Source organism: Paenibacillus tyrphae, from assembly GCF_027925525.1.
GTDB lineage: Bacteria > Bacillota > Bacilli > Paenibacillales > NBRC-103111 > Paenibacillus_G > Paenibacillus_G tyrfis_B.
Map to the genome: position 1 here is coordinate 91,958 of NZ_BSDJ01000012.1, position 18,962 is coordinate 110,919.

An 18,962-nucleotide genomic window follows, 5' to 3' on the forward strand; every position below is an offset into this window, starting at 1 on the left:
ATTTCCATTATATCGAAAATGGTCCATGTAATTATTCGCCTTTTTGAACTTTATGTGACTTGCTTTCTCCCGCTTTAAGCGCTTCCTGGCGAAGCTCGTTGACCTCCTGCGGGGTCAGATGGCGAAACTTGCCCCGTGGGATACCGGATAGCTGAAGCGGCCCGAATTGAATCCGTTTCAGTTTAATGACCGGATGATGAATCGCATCGAACATCCGCCGCACCTGCCGGTTGCGTCCTTCGTAAATCGTAATTTTCACGACAGCTTCATTGGTTTCCGGACGGACGTCCTGGTATTCCACCTCGGCGGGCGCGGTCATCCCGTCCTCCAGCTCAATCCCGTTCTTCAGCTTGTCCAGCAAGCTGCCATGAGGCACACCTTTGACCGTGGCCAAATAGGTGCGCGGCACGTGATGCTTCGGGTGCGTCAGCAAATGGGCGAATTCGCCGTCATTGGTGAGCAGCAGCAAGCCTTCCGTATCGTAATCGAGCCTGCCGATCGGGTATATGCGCTGCTTGATGTTTTTGAAAAACTCCGTTACCGTTTTGCGTCCTTCGGGATCTTGAGCGCTTGTGATGACGCCTTTCGGCTTATTAAAGATCACATACACTTTGGATTGCCGGCGGATCGGCTTGCCGTCGACTTTAATAAAATCCTGGGAAGGGTCAACCTTCACCCCCAGGGTTGTTACTACTTTGTCATTGACTTCCACACGTCCTGCGGTTATCAATTCTTCACACTTACGGCGGGAGGCCACACCCGCTTCGGCCAACACTTTTTGCAATCTATCCATCTGTGGATTCACCTCAAACTAATGATACCTATCCTCGGGTGAAATCACAAGTTGCGCCCACGGAAAATCGCCGCCCGGGCACGTAATCGAATGCGGAAAAATGTCGTCGGGCTGAAAACCGTACGTTTCCGCCAGCCGGAGGATCAGTTTATTCATCAAAAACAGCTGTTCTTTCTCTGCGGGAGTGCGGACGGTGCGCGGTCCGGAGAAGTCCCCTTCGAGACACAGGTGGATGTAAAGCGGATCGGTTTGCTCGGAAGAAGGGATGATGTCGCCGTTTTTGGCGATGAAATAATCATACCCTTTTCCGTTAATGGAGGAACAGGCAGAATGGTGGATGACAATGCCGTAATACTGCATGCGGTTCACCTCGTTAAGGCTGGACTGCTCACAGTATATGTGCGGAGAGGATGGGGGGTGATGCGGGGCTCGGCGAATAAGCCGGAGCGGGCGGATGACGGGTCCGCTCGCTTGCGGCCTGCGATTCACCTGCTGCGTTCAGGCAAATACCAACGAGCAGATCGCAATCGAAGCGATAAATCCGACGGCGTCGGAAATAAGGCCGACCTTGAGGGCGTAGCCGGCCTTGCGGATGCCGATGGCGCCGAAATAAACCGTGATGACGTACAGCGTCGTATCCGTGCTTCCTTGAATCGTGGAAGCGATCCGTCCAATCATCGAATCGGGGCCGAACTCGGAGATCAGGTCTGTCGTAAAGGCAAGCGAGCCGGCGCCCGTAATCGGGCGTAAAAAAGCGAGCGGAATAATATCGCCCGGAATGCCAAGCCGCTCGCAAATCGGCTTCAGCCAGCCGATCATCAAATCCATCGCCCCGGATGCGCGGAACACGCTGATCGCCACCATCATACCGACCAGATGCGGTATAATCCGGATCGTCGTATCGAAGCCTTCTTTAGCCCCTTCCACAAACGATTCGTAGACGGGAACTTTCCGATAAGCGGCATAAAGAGGAATGAAGACGATCACGACAGGGATGGCCCATGCCGATATCCAATTGACCAAGTTATACACGCGGGTTCATCCTTTCCCCTGTCCGGGCGGCGTTGATCGCTTGCGGTACCACCGGTCAACCATGATGGCCGCCAAGGTCGAGATAAAGGTCGCCAGCAGCGTCGTACCGACAATTTCGGCCGGATTCGCCGAATTGTAATTCATTCGAATGGCGATCAGCGTTGTCGGAATCAGGGTGATACTGGCCGTATTGAGCGCAAGGAGCGTGCACATGGCGGGGCTCGCTATGTCTTTATGCTTGTTCAGGAGCTGCAGCTCCTGCATCGCTTTAATGCCCATCGGCGTGGCGGCATTGCCCAGTCCCAGGATGTTGGCGCTCATGTTCGACATAATGTATCCGAGCGCCGGATGATTTTTGGGCACGCTGGGGAAGAGCGCGCGCACGATTGGCGAGAGCAATTTCGCCAGCTTCTGCAGCAAGCCCGCGTCCTCGGCGATCCGCATGATGCCGAGCCAGAACACCATAATGCTGATGAGCCCGAAACAGACCGTCACTCCGCTCTTGGCGCCGTCAAATACCGCCTCCGTGACCAATTCGATTCTGCCCTGAAAAGCAGCGACGACAAACCCCGCAACAATGAAAAACAACCATATCCAGTTGACCATGCCCGCCGCTCCTTCCGCTTAATCCGCTTGCCCGGTAAACAGTACCCGGGTCAGCTCGGTCAAGATGTAGAGCCATTTGCGCGAACTGCCGCCGCCAAGCTTTTCCGTATCCGCGAACGAATAGGCGGACCGTTCTTTCTGCTCCAGCCGGGGGCTATCCTTGGCAACCAAAGGGACCGAGCCGACCGGCTTACCGTCCAGCAGAAACTGCAGCCGACCGGCTTCCCCGAGCCGACTCTCGACGGAAGCCGCATCGTATAAAATCGGCTGACGCGCCAGTCTCCCGCGTTCCGCCTGTTCCGCCGGATACGAAAACGATGCCCCGGCGACAAGCCCGGTCCCGTCAATCGCCTCCCCCTTCTGGACCAAAGAAAGCAGGGGATAATGCTTGAAGCCGAAGTCGAGCAGCCGAGAGTGGTCGATCCAATCATCGGGATCGTTCAAAGTCACGACAGCGAGCTGCTGCCCGCCGCGGGTCGCCGAAGAGACCAGGCACCGCTTGGCCAGCTTCGTATAGCCGGTTTTTACCCCATCCGCCCCCTCGTAGAGCGATAGCATTTTATTTTTATTGACCCAGCTGTAATCCCAGGATTCGTTCGGATTTGGCACCTTCTTTACCTTTGTTTTCACAATCTCCCGAAACACAGGGTTTTTGAGCGCATAAGCGGTCAGCTTGGCCATATCGTTCGCAGTCGAATAATGCCCTTGCTCGTCCAGGCCGGAAGGATTTTTAAAGCTGGAATTCGTCATCCCGACGATCTTCGCCTTCTCGTTCATCAAGAAGACGAAGCCTTCCTTGCTGCCGCCCACATGCTCGGCGATCGTAACCGCCGCATCATTCCCGGAACGGAGCATCAAACCGTACAGCAAATCTTTGAGATTCATTTCCTCGTTCAGCTTCAGGTAAATCGACGACCCTTCTTTGCCGAAAGCGTTCTTGCTCACTTTCGCCCGATCAGTCAAACGCCCATGCTCAATCGCGACAATCGCCGTCATGATTTTGGTCAGGCTGGCGATGCGCATCGGTGTGTCTCCCCTGGAGCTGTAAAGCAGCCGACCGGAAGCGACGTCGATCAATGCCGCAGCCGCCGCGCCGGTCGATACGCCCGGAGCGGCGCTGACTCCCGCCGGCGGAAGCGCGCCCATATAAACCAACAGCAAAGTGAGCAAAAGCAAACATCCTTTTCTCATCTTTATCCTCCCACACGCCATCCTACAGGAAAGGCCGACTAGTCTCGATCGGACAACTCCATGTCTTTGTACAAGTATATGCTTGTCACTCAAGGTTATGAACGGCCCATGACAAGCCGCACTTTGAAGCATATAGGAAAATAATCCAAACAAAAAAAACCTTGCGTCTGCGGGCATCCCCACAAACTACAAGGCTAAAGGCTCTATGCAATCGGGCTCATTATAGGAAACGCGGCCGACCTTCGGATCGACCTCGTAATACCTCATCCGCTCGGCAGGATACGGCTGCAAAACAGGCAGCAGTTCCCTTTCGTCCTGCACGGTCCGGTTCAGCCACAAGCTTTCTTGCTCTCGCGGCAAAATGACGGGCATCCGCTCGTGGACCTCGGCTACCAGTTCGTTCGCGGCTGTCGTAAGGATTGTGCAAGTGTGCAGCTTCGTTCCGTCCTCTGCCAGCCAAGTGTCATATAGTGCAGCCATGCCGAACAATCCTCCGTCTGCCAGCATGAAACGGACCGGTTGCTTCCGCGAGCCGATCCGTTTCCATTCGTAAAAGCCGCCGGCCGGAATAAGGCAGCGCTTCCGCTTCAGCAGGCCGCGGAAGGCTGGCTTCTCGGCGGCGGTTTCGGCCCGTGCGTTCATCATGCGCGCGCCGGATTTGTCATCCTGTGCCCAGGAGGGGACCAGGCCCCAGCGAAGCTCGCCAAGCCGGTTTGCCCCGCCGTCTGCACCCCCGATAATCGCGGGAATCCATTGACCCGGCGCCGCATTATAGCGCGGCTGAAAAGGCACCGGACGACGGTCCAGCATAAAATGCAGCACCAGCTCTTCGAAACTGACGGTAACGGTATAGCGTCCGCACATGCCGGAGCGTCCCCCTTTCAAGCTTGGTGCGCTTGAGATATATTATCCGCATGGTTAATAAATACCGTCAGCTTCTCGGCCAAATCGATTTCGTAAGGCTGACTCAGCACTTGGCCATAAGCATCGATCAGCACCCGGACGACGGGACGCTGCGGCACCGCAGGGTTAATATTAACGACAACCCCCTGCTCTCCCGTACTTAGCGTGACGGTCAAGCCGAGCGGATAGATGGCGACGTTATCCCGGAATATCGCAACTTTACGCTGATCGTACAGCGTTCCGACGCCCGCAAACAGCACTTCCATCGCCTGATGCGGAAGCATCGCGAGCCGGTGCGGCCGGTGCGTCGTCATCGCGTCATAGCTGTCTGCGACGGCAATCCACTTGGCGTATTCGTGAATGTCTTTTCCCGTGATCCCTCTCGGGTATCCGCTGCCATTTTCCCGTTCGTGATGCTGAAAGGCGCAGTGGGCGGAAAGCAGGGGCATATTCGGCTCGTCCTTGAGCAAGCGGAAGCCGATCTCCGTATGCTTCTTCACCTCTTCGAATTCCTCCGCCGTGAGCGGTCCGGGCTTCTTAATAATGTCCAGATTGATCTTGGTCTTACCGATGTCATGCAGCAGCGCGCCCAGTCCTAGCGCCATCAGCTCGTCCTTGTTGTACCCGCTAACCATGCCGAGCATGGTCGTATAAATACAAACATTCAGCGAGTGCTGATACAAATAGTTGTTCAGAACGTTCATATTTAGCAGCATAATGGCAGTACCCTGCTTTTCGCTCAGGTCGTCGATAATCATCTTCATGACATTGCCGAACGAACGTCCGAGCACGTGGTTTTTAGAAAATTTGGATCGGCTCTCGTTTTCCATGAAGCTGCGGAAATGAGTGCGGATTTCGGTTAGCGCTCTGATTCTTGTTTCATCTGCAAGCGGTTCCTCAATCTTAAGGTCCTCCGTCGCCTTATCGGCGATATATAGATAATCGATGCCGAGCCTCTCCAAACGCCCGAGTAATCCTCCCGTCAATTCCACTCCTTCATTCAGTAAAATGACGCCTTCTTCGTTATAAATGCACTTCCCGAGGCGCATACCCGGTTCGCACGATCTGGTGGGCAACAGCCGCATGAACGTATACCTCTTTCCCCATGTCTTCGGTCCTACGGTTACAAAATAACTATAGTGCAACTACAGGGAAAGAGCAATATGTCTCATGTTAATTAATCAAAGAACAGTAAAAAATATGTAAAGCTGCTCCTGAGAGCAGCTCGCCGAATGATACGATCTAACCTTTTTCATATCAATTATGTCTTTGTCTACAGGTTTATTATGACCAAAAAAGGGTCGGGTGAAAAGGAAGTGTTGCTGGAAAGCTAAGCAACTCTTTCCAAACGCCTACAAATCAGACAATAAAGTTCTGATTCTCGATGTTGTTCGTGACGGTAGTTGCCCCGGTTCCTTCCGTCATCGCCCCCGCGCCCGATTTTACGCCGTTTTTGATCATCGTTTGAATGCGGTCGACGACATGCGGCGCCGAATCGATCAGGCGCTCCAGCAGGTGGGTTTGGTTATCGAGCGGCACGACCTTAACGCCATGCTTGCCTACGACCAGAAAAGCGATCGGCGTAATGGACACGCCGCCACCGCTGCCGCCGCCGAACGGCAGGGCCACATTGGCGTTATGCGCATCGTTGCGGCTGATGCCGGCAGCCGAGGATTCGTCGGTGACAAACTCGCTGCCGCCAGCCGCAAACCCGAAGCCTACTTTGCTGATCGGCATAATGACGCTGCCATCCGGGGTTTCGACCGGGTCGCCCACAATCGTATTGACGTCGACCATTTCTTTGATGTTTTCCATGGCCGTTTTCATGAGTCCTTGAATCGGATGCTCAGACATGAATGAAGATCCTCCTTTTCGAAAAGGGTTGAACGCTACAATTTTCGATTGCGTTTTTAGCATTGCCCAAAGCCGAAAACGGTATGCGGGATCGGTCCGTAAATACCGAAAAGCCGCCGCTTCTGCGTAACGCAGTTCACGACAGCTTTGTCAGGTACGCAGCAGCACTTTCTTCCAGGCGCGCAGGCCGCCTTTTATTTTTAAAATCCGGAAAAGCAGCTGGAGACCCGCCGCGGCAAGATGCCAGAAGCGGATATGCAGGCGGCATATGCCTTCGGTCATAAACACGTTCTGATTAAACACCGGCATGACTTGAAGCTCCGGCTTCGCCTCAAGCCGAACCGTCCGGAAAATATACCCCAGAAGCGACGTTTTGAGTCCCCATATGGTGCCTACGACAACGGCCGTCTCCGCCGCGTCCCCGATGCCGGCCGACGTTTTCCAGTTCAGCTCGGTACAATGAAAACGGCTGAGCAGTCGACGAAGCCATTGGTTAAACTTAAAACAGTTGTGAAGCAATACACGGTAGTTATCAATCGCCTCTTTAATTTTATCGAAGTCGATTTTACGTTTGGGCTCGTCCTGATATTGACCCTTGTTCGGATTCGTCTTCTCCGATTTCAGTTCCAACCCTTCCAGCCATCCCTGGAAGCGGAGCAGCGGCACGATGTACCTATAGCGAATAAGTCCGAATAAGGAGCGGACATCGATTCGAATTTCGTCATTTTGTTCCATATGAACGAAAGACAGGCAAACTTTGATCTTGCTTTGCGCTACAGCAAAAATCAAGACCGCGACCGCTCCGGCGATCCAAGCCCATATCATGCGATGCTCCTCCTCTTCGGCCCGAGACGCTGCGGGCAGCACAAATACTCCTGAGCCGGAAGCCTTTTGCTTCGTTTCCTCAGGAGTTAGTATAGCCCAGCATTGGAAAAACATGCGTACGTTACATACCGTTCGGCTCCGTCACGTCCTCGAACGTGATCTGTTTGCCGTCCAGCTTCTCGAAAAGTAGCCTTGTCTCTTCTTCCAAATTGTCGTCATTTTCGAACATCGACGTCTCCGGAAGATCCTCAATCGTACTAAGCGCAAAATAATCGAGAAACGATTTGGTCGTTCCGTACAGAATCGGCCTTCCCGGCGCGTCCGCACGGTCTACCTCTTGAATCAAATCTTTCGCCACCAGCGTCTGCAGCGCGCGCTCCGACTTCACCCCGCGGATCTCTTCAATCTCCACCCGCGTGATCGGCTGCTTGTACGCTACGATCGCGAGTGTCTCCAGTGCCGCTTGAGAAAGCGACGTCCGCGAAGGAGAGTAGGCCAGCCGCTCAAGATACGGCGCGTGCTCCGGCACGGTCGTCAGCTGAAAGGTACCCGCCAGCTCGACAATTTGAATCCCGCGGCCCTGGCGCTTCATGTCCTCCTGCAGATCCAGCACAAGGTCGGTCACGAACTCGGCGCTGAGCTCCAGCACATCGGCGAGCTGTTTGGCGTCCAATCCCTCGTCTCCCGCCACAAACAACAAGCCTTCAATAACTGATTTCATCTGCCCAAAATCCATCCGCCGTTCCTTCCTCTCTTGCCTGAATCACAATATCGTCAAAAAGCTTATGCTGGAAGCAGACGATCCTCTTGACTTTCATCAGCTCCAGCAGCGCCAAAAACGTCACGACAATCGCATCTTTCGTCGCATCGTCGCTCAGCAGCTTCGAAAACATGACTTTGCCCCCGCACTTCTCGAGCGTGTCGACCACCTCGTACATGCGATCCTTCACCGAGATTTCGTCCTTACGGATCTTGGCAATCGCCTGTCGGCTCTGCATCCGCCGCATCGCCTTGCGAAACGCGTTCACGAGGTCGGCCACATGCAGACCTTTGACCGGGTTTTCCTGCACCACAGGCACATACGGGGTCAAGTCCTCAGGCTCTCTCGTATAAATGAGACTGCGCTCCATCTCCTTGTCCCGCAGATGATCCGCAATCGCTTTATATTTGCGGTATTCGATCAGCTTCGCTACGAGCTCGGCGCGGGGGTCGTACTCCTCGTCCATCATGTAATCGTCGAATTCCATATCCACGACAGGCGGCTTCGGTAAAAGCATCTTGCTCTTAATGGAAAGCAGCGTCGCGGCCATGACGAGGAACTCGCTCGTCACTTCGAGCTCCAGTTCCTGCATGGCGTCCAGGTATTCCATGTATTGATCCGTAATTTCTTTGATCGGAATGTCGTAAATATCGACTTCCGCTTTATCGATCAAGTGCAGCAGCAAATCAAGGGGGCCTTCAAAGGTTTCCAGCTTTACTGTGACTTTCACTTTCCTCTCGTTCCCCCTTAATCCTCATGCAGCTTTCGTCAGGTAGTCAGCTGTTTCGTCAAATTGGCCATCTCAATGGCGCTCGCAGCCGCTTCCCAGCCTTTGTTGCCGGCCTTGGTCCCCGCACGCTCTACCGCCTGCTCGATCGAGTCGGTCGTCAGCACGCCGAAAATAACGGGAATGCCGGTTTTGAGCGAAATGGCAGCCACGCCTTTGGCCGTTTCATTGCAAACATAGTCGAAATGCGGAGTGGACCCGCGGATGACCGCACCGAGCGTGATGACGGCGTCGTACTTGCCGCTCTCGGCCATTTTCTGGGCGATCAACGGAATTTCGAAAGCGCCCGGAACCCAGGCAATCTCGACCTCGTCTTCGTGTACGCCGTGCCGCTTCAGCGCATCCAGCGCGCCGCCCAGCAGCTTGTTCGTAATAAATTCGTTGAACCGTCCGACCACGATCCCGTATTTTAATCCTTGCGAGACCAGATGTCCTTCGTATACTTTCGCCATGTCCCTTCAACTTCCCTTCATTTGATGAAATATTTTTTTAGATGGTAAAATCAAGCAGGTGCCCCAGCTTCGCCTGCTTCGTATGCAGGTAGTTCGTATTGTCCTCGTTTTCTTCCATTTGCAGCGGTACGCGCTCGACTACCTCAAGTCCGTAGCCTTCCAGACCGCGAATTTTGCGCGGATTGTTCGTCATAAGCCTGATGCGTCCGATGCCGAGATCCTTCAGGATTTGCGCGCCGATCCCATAATCCCGCAGGTCGGGGGCGAAGCCCAGCTTCAGGTTCGCATCGACGGTATCGAGCCCCTGCTCCTGCAGCTTGTACGCCTTCAGCTTGTTGATCAAGCCGATGCCGCGTCCTTCCTGCCGCATGTACAGCAGCACGCCGGAGCCCGCCTCGTCGATCTGCTTCAGCGCCGCCGCAAGCTGCGGGCCGCAATCGCAGCGGTGAGAGTGGAAGACGTCGCCGGTCAAGCATTCGGAATGGACGCGTACGAGCGTCGGGCGATCGCTGTCGATCTTGCCTTTGACCAGCGCGACATGCTCTTTGCGGTCAACATCATTCGAGTAGGCGATGGCGGTAAATACGCCGAAATCCGTCGGCATCCGCACCTCGACCTCGCGCTGCACCAGCTTCTCCTTCTGATTGCGGTAGCGGATCAGGTCCTGAATCGTGATGATCTTCAAATCATGCTTGCGGCTGATCTCCATCAGATCCGGGACGCGGGCCATTTCGCCGTCTTCCTTGATCACTTCGCAGATGACGGCTGCCGGGTAAGCGCCGCACATGCGAGCCAGGTCGACCGCCGCTTCCGTATGTCCGGCGCGGCGCAGCACGCCGCCTTTCTTGGCCGTGAGCGGAAAAATATGTCCCGGGCGGCGGAAGCTCTGCGGCTTCGTCTGCGGATCGATCAGCGCCTGCACGGTCCGGGAACGCTCCGATGCGGAAATGCCGGTCGACGTTTCGACGTGATCGATCGAAACCGTGAAGGCGGTGCCGTGGTAATCCGTGTTGCGCGATACCATCTGCGGCAGGTCCAGTTCCTGGGCCCGCTCTTCGGTAATCGGGGCGCAGACGAGGCCGCGTCCCTCCTTGATCATGAAGTTGATGACCTCCGGCGTCGCTTTCTCGGCCAGGGCGATGAAGTCGCCTTCGTTCTCGCGGTCTTCGTCGTCCACGACGATAATGACTTTGCCCAGCATCAGATCGTATATCGCTTCTTCAATCGGATGAAACCGGATCGTTTCGTCCATTCCTCTCTCCTCCTTAGGTCTATGTGAATCTGGAACCGGATTACAGGAACCCGTGCTCCGTTAGAAATGCGGCGCTTAGACCGCCGGGGGTTGTCCTTTGGGTTACGGCAGCTCCTTCTCCTGTCCGGAAGGTCAGCAGCCGCTCGATGTATTTGCCGAGAACGTCGGCTTCGAGATTGACTTCATCCCCTTGCTTCTTATGCTGCAGTACCGTTTCCGCGAGCGTATGCGGGATGATGGATACGGTAAACGACGTTTCTCCCAGCTCGACGACCGTCAGGCTGATCCCGTCGATCGTGATCGAGCCATGCGGGATGATATATTTTAAAATACCCGGTTCGCGCGGCTCTACGCGGAAGACAACGGCGTTTTCTTCCGGTGTGCGACCCCGGATAATGCCGGTCGAATCGACGTGTCCCTGCACGATGTGACCGCCGAACCGGCCGCCTGCCGTCATCGCCCGCTCCAGATTTACAGGAGACGCGCTCGACAGGCGGGACAAGTTCGTCCGCCGGAACGTTTCCGGCATCACGTCGACGGTGAAAGACGCCTCGTCATAAGCGATGACGGTCAAGCAGACGCCGTTCACCGCAATGCTGTCGCCAATCTTCACATCGTCCAGGATACGCTTCGCCCCGATCGTCAGCACCATCGCCTGACCTTGCTTGGCTATGCGGCGCAGCGTGCCGATTTCCTCGATAATTCCAGTGAACACGGAATATCCCTCCTTGTCATCGCTTTCCGTCTTCTCGGAAGCAGCTTGTCTATTCGCTTGGCTCCGCATACTTCGGGTACCCGATCAGACACAGATCGTCGCCGAACGTCTCGACCTGCATGCGCTCCAGCTGAATCGCTTCGCGCATTTGCCCGAAGCCGGCGAAATCGAAGTTCGCCGGCGCCAACCCGCCCCCGCCGATGATCTTCGGCGCGAGGAAAAACACGAGCTTGTGGGCGAGTCTGTGCTCCAGCAGCGCGCCGCTCAACTTGCCGCCGCCCTCCACGAGCAGCGAGCCGATCTCTCGCTCGCCGAGCCGCGCCATGGCGGCGTCCAGATCGACAGCGGGTCCCGGCCCGCAGTCGACGATCTCTACGCCGCTCGCTTCGAGCTCACGGCGGCGTGCTGCCGGCGCCTGTTCGGTCGTGAGCACGACCGTCGGCGCAATCCCGTCCCGCACGAGCTTCGCCTCGTGCGGCAGCCGCAGCGTCGAGTCGACGACGACGCGGATGGGGTGCAGACCCGGCACGGGCAGCCGGGTCGTCAGGGACGGGTCGTCGGCCAGCACGGTGCCGATGCCGACCATAATCGCCTGGTGGCGATGCCGCAGCGTATGAACGTAGGCGCGGGAGGCCTCGCCCGTAATCCACTTGCTGTCGCCCGTCCTGGCGGCAATTTTGCCATCCAGCGTGCTGGCCGATTTGACGGTGACGAACGGCCGCCGGGTGACGATGAACGTATTGAACGCTTCGTTCATAGCGTTCGCCTCCCGTTCCAGCACCCCTACCGTCACCTCAATGCCGCTCGCCCGAAGCCGGGCGATTCCGCTGCCGGCCACAAGCGGATTCGGGTCGGTCGCCGCAACGACGACCCTCGCGACCCCTTCGCGAATCAGCCTGTCGCTGCACGGCGGCGTCTTGCCGAAGTGGCTGCACGGCTCCAGCGTCACGTAGGCCGTGGCGCCCGCCGCTTCGCTACCTGCCATGTTCAGCGCATGAATTTCGGCATGCGCTTCACCCCGCTTCAAGTGGGCACCCATGCCGACAATGCGTCCTTCCTTGACGATGACGCAGCCGACGACCGGATTAATGCCCGTCTGTCCGGCCGCCGAAGCGGCCAGTTGTAAAGCCAGATTCATGTAATACTCGTCGTTCAGTAACCTCACAGTCAATTGACGCACCTCCTTCTCCCGATTAGCTTGCCGGAAAATGCGAAAAAGCCCTCTTTTTGCCTAGCAAAAAGGGGCTTGTGAGAAGTGTCGCGTTTAGGTAAAAAAAACGCAGCGGAATCCCTTGCAGCGACAGATTGCAATGCCATGCATGCTACTAAGGCCGCGTCGATGCATGCCTAAATAAACCTTGCCCATGTCCAAAAACACATGGCAAGAAGACATGCTCGAACAGATACACCTGTGGCATGTTGAGTATGTGAAATAACGCACATACGCACGCTGACAGTCTATCGCCGATTCCGCTTTCCCTTCTCCCATCCAGACTATACTGTCGGTCTCGGAATTGCACCGAGTCCACCGGCAACCGAAATTGGCTGCACGGGTCACGGACTGAGTTCGGCCTATAACAAACCAGCCGAACATCACCGCCGGTAGGGAATTTCACCCTGCCCCGAAGGAAACGAATTATTTAGTTTGTTACCTACGATAGTTCTTGGGTTCCTTGTAGCGCCGATCATACCAGTACCCACAAGGCTTGTCTCGATTTCACGGTAAACCGAAAAATCACCTAAGAAAATCATGTAACTTGAATGAAATACTACCACTACAAAATGAAAAAAGCAACTGCTTTTGCTGCTCATCGCCGGTTAAATCGGAAGTTGTACATTTGGTACAACTCCCCATACCATGTTGTTTGGCACTCAAAATTATTTAAGCATCCAAACACCCCTACGCCATTTTGAATAACTTAAATTGGAGGTGAAAATGGGTGGCAAAATACGCCAATACCGGATCGTTTCATTTTACCTGCGCAGGCACGAAAACATTGTTTACCGTACCTAATGGAATTAATGGAACTTTGGCGATTTCCAACAACAGCAATAAATCTTTTGTTTTGCTATTGAATAATACGGTGACCATTCATGTAAAACCTTACAGTATTGCTAGAATTGGTTCTTCAAGCGGCGGTTTTTCTACAAAAATCGCAATTAGAACTAAGGGTCCGACAAACGGAGCTTACATCTTTCAACAGAATTAAGTAAGCAGGCCCCTTTCCTGGGGCTTTTTCCTTGTTAAGTTTCAAATTTTCAGCTGAGGCCGTTTTCGCTCGCTTTATAGCATTCGCCGGGAGGGCCGAGAAACGGGAATTTTGTCCAAAGAGCTTTCTGTGAATGCTCAAGATGAGTCTTGTGGCGACAGTTTGTTGATTCTTGCAATTTAGGAAAACAACTTTGCTGGGTATCTAATTCTGAAGGACAATAAAGTTAATCGTAAATCGTACCCTACCACCCCTTCATATTGCTGTGATTAAGAAAAATAGATTTTTTTATCGAGCGAATTAACTTCTCATTTTAGAGTAAATGCTAATGTTGTTGATGTTAATAGGAAACTACCAAATGATTTGGTGGAAAAAATTCAAGCATATATGATAGTTTAGAGCCTTACACAAAGTAACAAAATCTACCTTTCCTATTAAGAACATGGTATAATAATCCAATCACAATAGATTCGGCTTTATGGGCGGTCGGCTAGTCTCCCGGAAGGGAGGTGATGCCTGTGGAGGTTAAGGACACTTTGACTTTGATGATCGGCTTCGGGATGCTGCTTATTGCGCTACTCGCACTGATAGTTAATATCATCGTCGCTCTTATCCAAAACAAAAAGAAATAGACCGCCCTTGTGACGAGGACTGCGGTCTATTTCACTTCCAGTTACCTTGAAGCCAACCGCCCTTAAAAGCGGCTATTGTGCGGGAGTCGTGTTGCTAGCACGGCTCTCTTTTATTTTACGCTTCTTACTGGTATTTTATCACAATTATTATTTATCATAAAGTGTTTGTTCCCTGAACTGATTAAAAAGTTGATTTTTTATGCCAGTTCAAACATAGAATAGAGGGATTTATTTACAAAATAAGGAATACCAAACATTGGTTTAGAGATGAAATATTGAAACGCCCAATAGCGTAAAGCCTTATCAGTATTGATATGAATTTTTGAAACTTTAAGTTACACATAAGAAAGAGGACTCTAATTATTTTTTGGGGGCTTCTTTTTATTTTGCAATAAAATATCACTTTCATCGGAAGGTGATGATACTGATCCCTATGCTGGTTTCACAGAAATCGATCAAGAAGTATTCGACAGACGAAGAACTGAGCTTCAGCCAAATGAGATCCTAGTCAATTACTCAAATGGGAAAATTTCATCCTTCCCATGAAGCGAAAATGTTTCTCTAATATCGTTGTTAACACAACAATGATTACCAATAGAAGTATAACAGAAATTTGCGATTAATTCCTCCTTATTGGTGTGAAAACTCGCTTAAAGTGTTCCGAAACTACAGCAAAATAAAAAAGAGGCACAATGGCCTCTAGAGTGTCATTATTCTTCCCAAACCTTAACTTCTTTCATTTTATCACCTTGTCTTACTTGATCAAGAAGATCCATACCTTCAGTTACCTTACCGAAAACGGTATGTTTCTTGTTTAAGTGCGGTTGTGGTTCATAGCAGATGTAGAACTGACTTCCTCCTGTATCTTTCCCGGCATGCGCCATGGCAAGAGTTCCGCGCTCATGCTTGCTTGTATTTGTTTCAGTTTCACATTTAATGGTGTAACCGGGTCCACCCATACCGTTTCCATTTGGACAACCACCCTGAGCTACGAAACCCGGAATGACGCGGTGGAATGTAAGTCCATTGTAGAAGCCTTCGTTTGCAAGTTTTTCAAAGTTCGCTACCGTATTCGGCGCTTCTTCTGGAACGAAGTCAATTAAAATTTTTCCGCCTTTTTCTAATTCAATGCTTCCTTTTTTAGCCATGACTGTTGCTCCTTATAGAGTATTGTTTTGAAAAGAGTGTATCATAACTAGGCAAATACAAGCAAATTACAGGTGTATTTTACTCTGTATTGGAGTCCCGTGCGGGCAGCCGCCTTGCGCTACGAAGCCCGGAATGACACGGTGAAACACGACTCCGTTGTAGAAGCCTTCGTTTGCAAGCTTTTCGAAGTTTGCTACCGTATTCGGCGCATCTTTCTCGAACAAATCGAGCACGATTTCGTTGCCGTCGGTCATTTTAATAATCGCCTGTTTTGCCATAGGACGTACACTCCTTTAATTGCTTGTTCTGCCAGACGCATCCTTTCGCGACGCTCCCGGACAACCCTTCCTATTTTACTATGAAAAGCGGCTTCGCACAAATCAGCATCCGCCCTTATCGCTCATACAACGATAAAAAAACGCCGGTCACAGGGACCGGACGTTCTCTCTCGCTTGATTATAACGTTTTGGCCGTCACTTGCTGCCGCATCCGTTCGGGTACGACATCGTTGCCGAGCAAATGCTCGAACGATTCGCGTTTTACCACGATATCGGCCTCGCCGTCCTTCACGAACACGACCGCCGGCCGGCGAATCCGGTTGTAGTTGCTCGACATCGCGTAATTGTACGCCCCTGTGCAAGCTACAGCGAGCAGATCGCCCGTGTGCGCCTGCGGCAGGCTGACGTCCCAAATGAGCATGTCGCCGCTTTCGCAGCACTTGCCCGCGATGGATACGACCTCCTCATCCGCTTCGGACGCCCGGTTCGCGAGCATGGCCTCATACTGCGCTTCGTACAGCGCCGGACGCGGATTGTCGGTCATCCCGCCGTCGACGGCCACGTATTTGCGCACGCCGGGAATATCCTTGTACGTGCCGATCGTGTACAGCGTCGTCCCTGCGTCTCCGACGATGCTGCGGCCCGGCTCGGTCCAGATCTCGGGCAGCGGATAGCCGTTTTGGCCGAATTTTGTCTGGATCGCTTCGGCGATCGAATTTACGTACTCGGCGACAGGCAGCGGCGAATCGCCATCGATATAACGGATGCCGAAGCCCCCGCCCAGATTGATGACAGGGAACGTCAGACCTAGCTGTTCCCGAATATGGACCGCGAAATCGGCTACTTTATCGACCGCAAGCCGGAAGCCGCCGACCTCGAAAATTTGTGAGCCGATGTGCGAATGAACGCCGAGCAGCTCGATATTCGGCAGCTCCGACGCTTCCTTGACCGCTTGCTCAGCCGCGCCGTTGGCCAGATCGAAGCCGAACTTCGAATCGGTCTGACCTGTCGATATATATTCATGCGTGTGAGCATCCACCCCTGGGGTGATGCGCAGCAGAACATTTACTTTTTGCCGTTTCTCTCCCGCAATGGCATTCAGCATGTGAAGCTCGACGAAGTTATCGACGACGAAGCAGCCGATCTTGGCGTTAACCGCCATCTCAAGCTCCTGCGGCGTTTTGTTATTGCCGTGAAAATGAATCCGCTCGGCCGGGAAACCGGCTTCCAGTGCGGTATACAATTCGCCGTCCGATACGACGTCCAGCGACATGCCTTCTTCCTCCACAATACGACACATAGCCATAACGCAGAACGCTTTGCTGGCATATGCTACCTGAAACCGGAGGCCCGTAGCGCGAAAAGCTTGCACAAATTCGCGGCAGCGCTGGCGGATCAATTGTTCGTCCATTACATACAGCGGTGTTCCGTAGCGCCCGGCTAAATCGACTGTGTCGCAGCCGCCGATTTCCAGATGTCCCCTGTCGTTAATCTTGCTGGTGCCGTGTAGATACATCTTGTTCGACTCCTTCTCCCCATGAAAAGACATTACTTTTAAAGTACCACAGACATACGCCAAAATACAATATGCAAAACACCCCTCCGAAGTGGGATTCGAAGGGGTGCGGGGAGCGAAACTGCTCTTGACACTGCGTTCAGAATGATTAGCGCTGCGGCTGCCGGGTTCTGTCTTTCGGCCTTGTCAAACTTAAGCGCGTTTTCATGGACAGAAACGGCGCTCTCACCAAAATACTCCTCATCGCATTTACATTGAACGGAATAAACGGCCACAAATACGGGGTATTGTACGAGCGCTGCAGCGCCAGCATAAGCAGCAGAAAGGTAGAGCCGATGACAAACCCCGGCACTTTGAAAACCGCCGCAAGCACGAGCAGGACGAGTCGGGAAATACGGTTCGCCAAGCTGAGCTCGTAGCTGGGAGTGGCAAACGTACCGACCGCAGCAACCGACAAGTACAGAATGATTTCATTTGAAAACAATCCCGCCTTGACGGCTACTTCTCCTACCAATATTGCCGCCACCAAGCCCATTGCGATCGCGAGCGGCGAAGGCGTATGTACGGCGGCCATCCGCATCAAATCGATACCGAGCTCCGCGATAAGAAACTGGCCGAGGATCGGAATTTTTCCCGGCTTCTGCGGTCCCAGAAATTCGAGTCCCGCCGGCTTAAGCTCCGGTGAAGTCACGATAAGCAGCCATAGCGGCAGCAGAAAGATCGACGCGGCGATGCCGATAAACCGCACCCATCGGAGATAGGTGCCCACAATCGGCGTTTGACGGTATTCTTCCGCATGCTGCACATGGTGGAAAAACGTCGTCGGCAAAATCATAACCGAGGGGGACGTATCGACAAACACGATAACATGGCCTTCCAGCAGGTGAGCCGCCACCACATCGGGACGCTCCGAATACCGGACCGACGGGTACGGATTCCAACTATTCCCGACAATCGCTTCTTCCAGCTGTTTTTCGGCGAGTGGTACCCCGTCCACTTTCACTTCTTTGATTTTATCGCGGATCGATTCCACCAGCTTCATGTCGCAAATATCCTGAATGTACCCTATGCAAACGTCGGTCTGCGTTCGTTTGCCGACCTGCGTAATTTCCAGCTTCAACCGCGGGTCCCGTACTCTGCGACGTACCAACGTAACATTGGTAAGCAGCGTCTCGACAAAACCGTCGCGAGAGCCCCGCACGACCCGTTCGAGCTCGGGCTCTTCGGTCGTACGGGCCGGAAAGCTCTTGGCGTCAACCAGAACGGCTTCGCGTTCGCCCTCGAAGAAAAAGGCCGTTCCACCCATCGCCACATTATCGATCGCTTCCTTCAGCTTGCAGGCCCGCTTCACCTGCACGTGAGGAATCAGCGCCTCTTCGAACAAGCCGATGATATTGCGGCGCTGGCCCTCTATCTGACGCTCTGGCGGTTCTTCCGCACGGTCCGTTCTCCAGTTCCGGTACGGTCTCCGGTGCTCCTCCACCGGTTTTCTGTGCTCCGTTTCTCTATGCACCGGATCGGCATAAGAAAGCCGTTCAAGAACTTCGGTCAGCACATAATCTTTAATGAACCCGTTATAGTAGAAAATCCCCGTTTTTTGCCCGCCGAACACCATTTCGCGAAAGATGACGTCGAAGCTTTTATTCAAGCCTACTTGCTCTTCCAACTGCCGCTTCAGACGGTCGAAATCCTCGGAAATTTCCGTGCTCTCCTTAAGCTCCCGCTCTTCCGCCGTCAATTGCGTCTCCTGGCGCATCTTGCGCGACATTCCCTTTTCAGAATCGCCTGATTCGGTATCGCGCTCCCTTCCATCCTTCGCGGATCGCTCCTCCGGTTCGTCCGCCGACAGGCTGCCGATAATATTGCCTTCCCGGTCAACGATCAGCTTGTCTTCCTCCGGCGGCTTGAGGTTGCGGAGCTTTTTCGGTTTTCCGCCTATTAATTTCGCACGTTTGATTTGCTTGTTCACGCCCTTCACCTCCCAGTGAAATTTTGTTGCGGCACAGG

The 18,962-nt window shown here is 53.4% G+C and carries 21 protein-coding genes and 1 riboswitch; of the genes, 2 read left to right on the forward strand and 19 right to left on the reverse strand.

The features are described 5' to 3' along the window. Window positions 1–31: 31 nt before the first annotated feature. The 15 genes from QMG93_RS16520 to ribD form a co-directional block, all read right to left on the reverse strand. A complete protein-coding gene (locus QMG93_RS16520; RefSeq protein ID WP_281938283.1) occupies window positions 32–793 on the reverse strand; it encodes a pseudouridine synthase in 762 nt (253 codons plus the stop codon). 18 nt (window positions 794–811) lie between these two features. After that, window positions 812–1,153, reverse strand: a complete 342-nt coding sequence (locus QMG93_RS16525; RefSeq protein ID WP_281938285.1) for an N-acetylmuramoyl-L-alanine amidase — start codon at window positions 1,151–1,153, stop codon at window positions 812–814. A 138-nt stretch (window positions 1,154–1,291) separates the two neighbouring features. Further along, complete coding sequence (locus QMG93_RS16530; protein WP_054977572.1) at window positions 1,292–1,825, reverse strand: spore maturation protein; 534 nt, start codon at window positions 1,823–1,825, stop codon at window positions 1,292–1,294. 6 nt (window positions 1,826–1,831) lie between these two features. Next, entirely contained in the window at window positions 1,832–2,431 is a 600-nt protein-coding gene (locus QMG93_RS16535; protein ID WP_281938288.1) for a nucleoside recognition domain-containing protein, read from the reverse strand. Window positions 2,432–2,449: 18 nt separating this feature from the next. Then, window positions 2,450–3,622, reverse strand: coding sequence for a D-alanyl-D-alanine carboxypeptidase family protein (locus tag QMG93_RS16540; protein WP_413789300.1), 1,173 nt, complete (start codon window positions 3,620–3,622; stop codon window positions 2,450–2,452). A 186-nt stretch (window positions 3,623–3,808) separates the two neighbouring features. Next, on the reverse strand, window positions 3,809–4,486 hold the full coding sequence (locus tag QMG93_RS16545) for an SOS response-associated peptidase (protein WP_281938290.1): 678 nt from the start codon (window positions 4,484–4,486) through the stop codon (window positions 3,809–3,811). A 17-nt stretch (window positions 4,487–4,503) separates the two neighbouring features. After that, the gene (locus QMG93_RS16550; RefSeq protein ID WP_281938292.1) at window positions 4,504–5,610 is read right to left on the reverse strand and encodes an HD-GYP domain-containing protein; all 1,107 of its coding nucleotides are present in this window, start codon (window positions 5,608–5,610) and stop codon (window positions 4,504–4,506) included. Window positions 5,611–5,884: 274 nt separating this feature from the next. Then, entirely contained in the window at window positions 5,885–6,379 is a 495-nt protein-coding gene (ytfJ, locus tag QMG93_RS16555) for a GerW family sporulation protein (RefSeq protein WP_281938294.1), read from the reverse strand. A gap of 150 nt (window positions 6,380–6,529) precedes the next feature. After that, on the reverse strand, window positions 6,530–7,204 hold the full coding sequence (locus QMG93_RS16560; RefSeq protein WP_281938296.1) for a DUF2953 domain-containing protein: 675 nt from the start codon (window positions 7,202–7,204) through the stop codon (window positions 6,530–6,532). A 121-nt stretch (window positions 7,205–7,325) separates the two neighbouring features. Continuing rightward, window positions 7,326–7,940: an SMC-Scp complex subunit ScpB gene (gene scpB / locus QMG93_RS16565; RefSeq protein WP_281938299.1), complete on the reverse strand. Its 615-nt coding sequence runs from the start codon at window positions 7,938–7,940 to the stop codon at window positions 7,326–7,328. Next, the gene (locus tag QMG93_RS16570; RefSeq protein WP_281938300.1) at window positions 7,909–8,694 is read right to left on the reverse strand and encodes a segregation and condensation protein A; all 786 of its coding nucleotides are present in this window, start codon (window positions 8,692–8,694) and stop codon (window positions 7,909–7,911) included. The genes scpB and QMG93_RS16570 overlap by 32 nt, the downstream gene beginning before the upstream one ends. A gap of 38 nt (window positions 8,695–8,732) precedes the next feature. After that, window positions 8,733–9,203 carry a 6,7-dimethyl-8-ribityllumazine synthase gene (ribE, locus tag QMG93_RS16575; protein WP_036680785.1) on the reverse strand — a complete coding sequence of 157 codons (471 nt, stop codon included), beginning with the start codon at window positions 9,201–9,203 and terminating at the stop codon, window positions 8,733–8,735. A 37-nt stretch (window positions 9,204–9,240) separates the two neighbouring features. After that, on the reverse strand, window positions 9,241–10,455 hold the full coding sequence (locus QMG93_RS16580) for a bifunctional 3,4-dihydroxy-2-butanone-4-phosphate synthase/GTP cyclohydrolase II (protein ID WP_281938303.1): 1,215 nt from the start codon (window positions 10,453–10,455) through the stop codon (window positions 9,241–9,243). A gap of 40 nt (window positions 10,456–10,495) precedes the next feature. Beyond that, the gene (ribE, locus tag QMG93_RS16585; protein WP_281938305.1) at window positions 10,496–11,170 is read right to left on the reverse strand and encodes a riboflavin synthase; all 675 of its coding nucleotides are present in this window, start codon (window positions 11,168–11,170) and stop codon (window positions 10,496–10,498) included. Window positions 11,171–11,219: 49 nt separating this feature from the next. Beyond that, the gene (gene ribD, locus QMG93_RS16590; RefSeq protein WP_281938544.1) at window positions 11,220–12,335 is read right to left on the reverse strand and encodes a bifunctional diaminohydroxyphosphoribosylaminopyrimidine deaminase/5-amino-6-(5-phosphoribosylamino)uracil reductase RibD; all 1,116 of its coding nucleotides are present in this window, start codon (window positions 12,333–12,335) and stop codon (window positions 11,220–11,222) included. A 308-nt stretch (window positions 12,336–12,643) separates the two neighbouring features. Further along, a riboswitch (FMN riboswitch) is annotated at window positions 12,644–12,804 on the reverse strand. 306 nt (window positions 12,805–13,110) lie between these two features. Here ribD and QMG93_RS16595 point away from each other — a divergent pair. Together QMG93_RS16595 and QMG93_RS16600 are read left to right on the forward strand one after the other, a co-directional pair. After that, window positions 13,111–13,380, forward strand: coding sequence for a hypothetical protein (locus QMG93_RS16595; protein WP_281938307.1), 270 nt, complete (start codon window positions 13,111–13,113; stop codon window positions 13,378–13,380). Between the two features lie 512 nt (window positions 13,381–13,892). Then, window positions 13,893–14,012, forward strand: a complete 120-nt coding sequence (locus tag QMG93_RS16600; RefSeq protein ID WP_275452177.1) for a putative holin-like toxin — start codon at window positions 13,893–13,895, stop codon at window positions 14,010–14,012. Window positions 14,013–14,722: 710 nt separating this feature from the next. Here the strand turns inward: QMG93_RS16600 and QMG93_RS16605 are convergent. The 4 genes from QMG93_RS16605 to QMG93_RS16620 form a co-directional block, all read right to left on the reverse strand. Then, window positions 14,723–15,160, reverse strand: a complete 438-nt coding sequence (locus QMG93_RS16605) for a peptidylprolyl isomerase (RefSeq protein WP_281938310.1) — start codon at window positions 15,158–15,160, stop codon at window positions 14,723–14,725. A gap of 66 nt (window positions 15,161–15,226) precedes the next feature. Beyond that, entirely contained in the window at window positions 15,227–15,439 is a 213-nt protein-coding gene (locus QMG93_RS16610) for a peptidylprolyl isomerase (protein ID WP_413789301.1), read from the reverse strand. 178 nt (window positions 15,440–15,617) lie between these two features. After that, the gene (lysA, locus tag QMG93_RS16615) at window positions 15,618–16,955 is read right to left on the reverse strand and encodes a diaminopimelate decarboxylase (protein ID WP_281938312.1); all 1,338 of its coding nucleotides are present in this window, start codon (window positions 16,953–16,955) and stop codon (window positions 15,618–15,620) included. 148 nt (window positions 16,956–17,103) lie between these two features. After that, window positions 17,104–18,924, reverse strand: coding sequence for a spore germination protein (locus QMG93_RS16620; protein ID WP_281938314.1), 1,821 nt, complete (start codon window positions 18,922–18,924; stop codon window positions 17,104–17,106). Between the last annotated feature and the right edge of the window lie 38 nt (window positions 18,925–18,962).

Excerpts from the sequence above, each read along its gene's own strand:
- QMG93_RS16520 (WP_281938283.1), bottom strand. The coding sequence starts at position 793 with ATGGATAGATTGCAAAAAGTGTTGGCCGAAGCGGGTGTGGCCTCCCGC.
- QMG93_RS16525 (WP_281938285.1), bottom strand. The coding sequence starts at position 1,153 with ATGCAGTATTACGGCATTGTCATCCACCATTCTGCCTGTTCCTCCATT.
- QMG93_RS16535 (WP_281938288.1), bottom strand. The coding sequence starts at position 2,431 with ATGGTCAACTGGATATGGTTGTTTTTCATTGTTGCGGGGTTTGTCGTC.
- QMG93_RS16540 (WP_413789300.1), bottom strand. The coding sequence starts at position 3,622 with ATGAGAAAAGGATGTTTGCTTTTGCTCACTTTGCTGTTGGTTTATATG.
- QMG93_RS16545 (WP_281938290.1), bottom strand. The coding sequence starts at position 4,486 with ATGTGCGGACGCTATACCGTTACCGTCAGTTTCGAAGAGCTGGTGCTG.
- QMG93_RS16550 (WP_281938292.1), bottom strand. The coding sequence starts at position 5,610 with ATGCGGCTGTTGCCCACCAGATCGTGCGAACCGGGTATGCGCCTCGGG.
- ytfJ (WP_281938294.1), bottom strand. The coding sequence starts at position 6,379 with ATGTCTGAGCATCCGATTCAAGGACTCATGAAAACGGCCATGGAAAAC.
- QMG93_RS16560 (WP_281938296.1), bottom strand. The coding sequence starts at position 7,204 with ATGATATGGGCTTGGATCGCCGGAGCGGTCGCGGTCTTGATTTTTGCT.
- scpB (WP_281938299.1), bottom strand. The coding sequence starts at position 7,940 with ATGGATTTTGGGCAGATGAAATCAGTTATTGAAGGCTTGTTGTTTGTG.
- ribE (WP_036680785.1), bottom strand. The coding sequence starts at position 9,203 with ATGGCGAAAGTATACGAAGGACATCTGGTCTCGCAAGGATTAAAATAC.
- QMG93_RS16580 (WP_281938303.1), bottom strand. The coding sequence starts at position 10,455 with ATGGACGAAACGATCCGGTTTCATCCGATTGAAGAAGCGATATACGAT.
- QMG93_RS16600 (WP_275452177.1), top strand. The coding sequence starts at position 13,893 with ATGCCTGTGGAGGTTAAGGACACTTTGACTTTGATGATCGGCTTCGGG.
- QMG93_RS16605 (WP_281938310.1), bottom strand. The coding sequence starts at position 15,160 with ATGGCTAAAAAAGGAAGCATTGAATTAGAAAAAGGCGGAAAAATTTTA.
- QMG93_RS16610 (WP_413789301.1), bottom strand. The coding sequence starts at position 15,439 with ATGGCAAAACAGGCGATTATTAAAATGACCGACGGCAACGAAATCGTG.
- lysA (WP_281938312.1), bottom strand. The coding sequence starts at position 16,955 with ATGTATCTACACGGCACCAGCAAGATTAACGACAGGGGACATCTGGAA.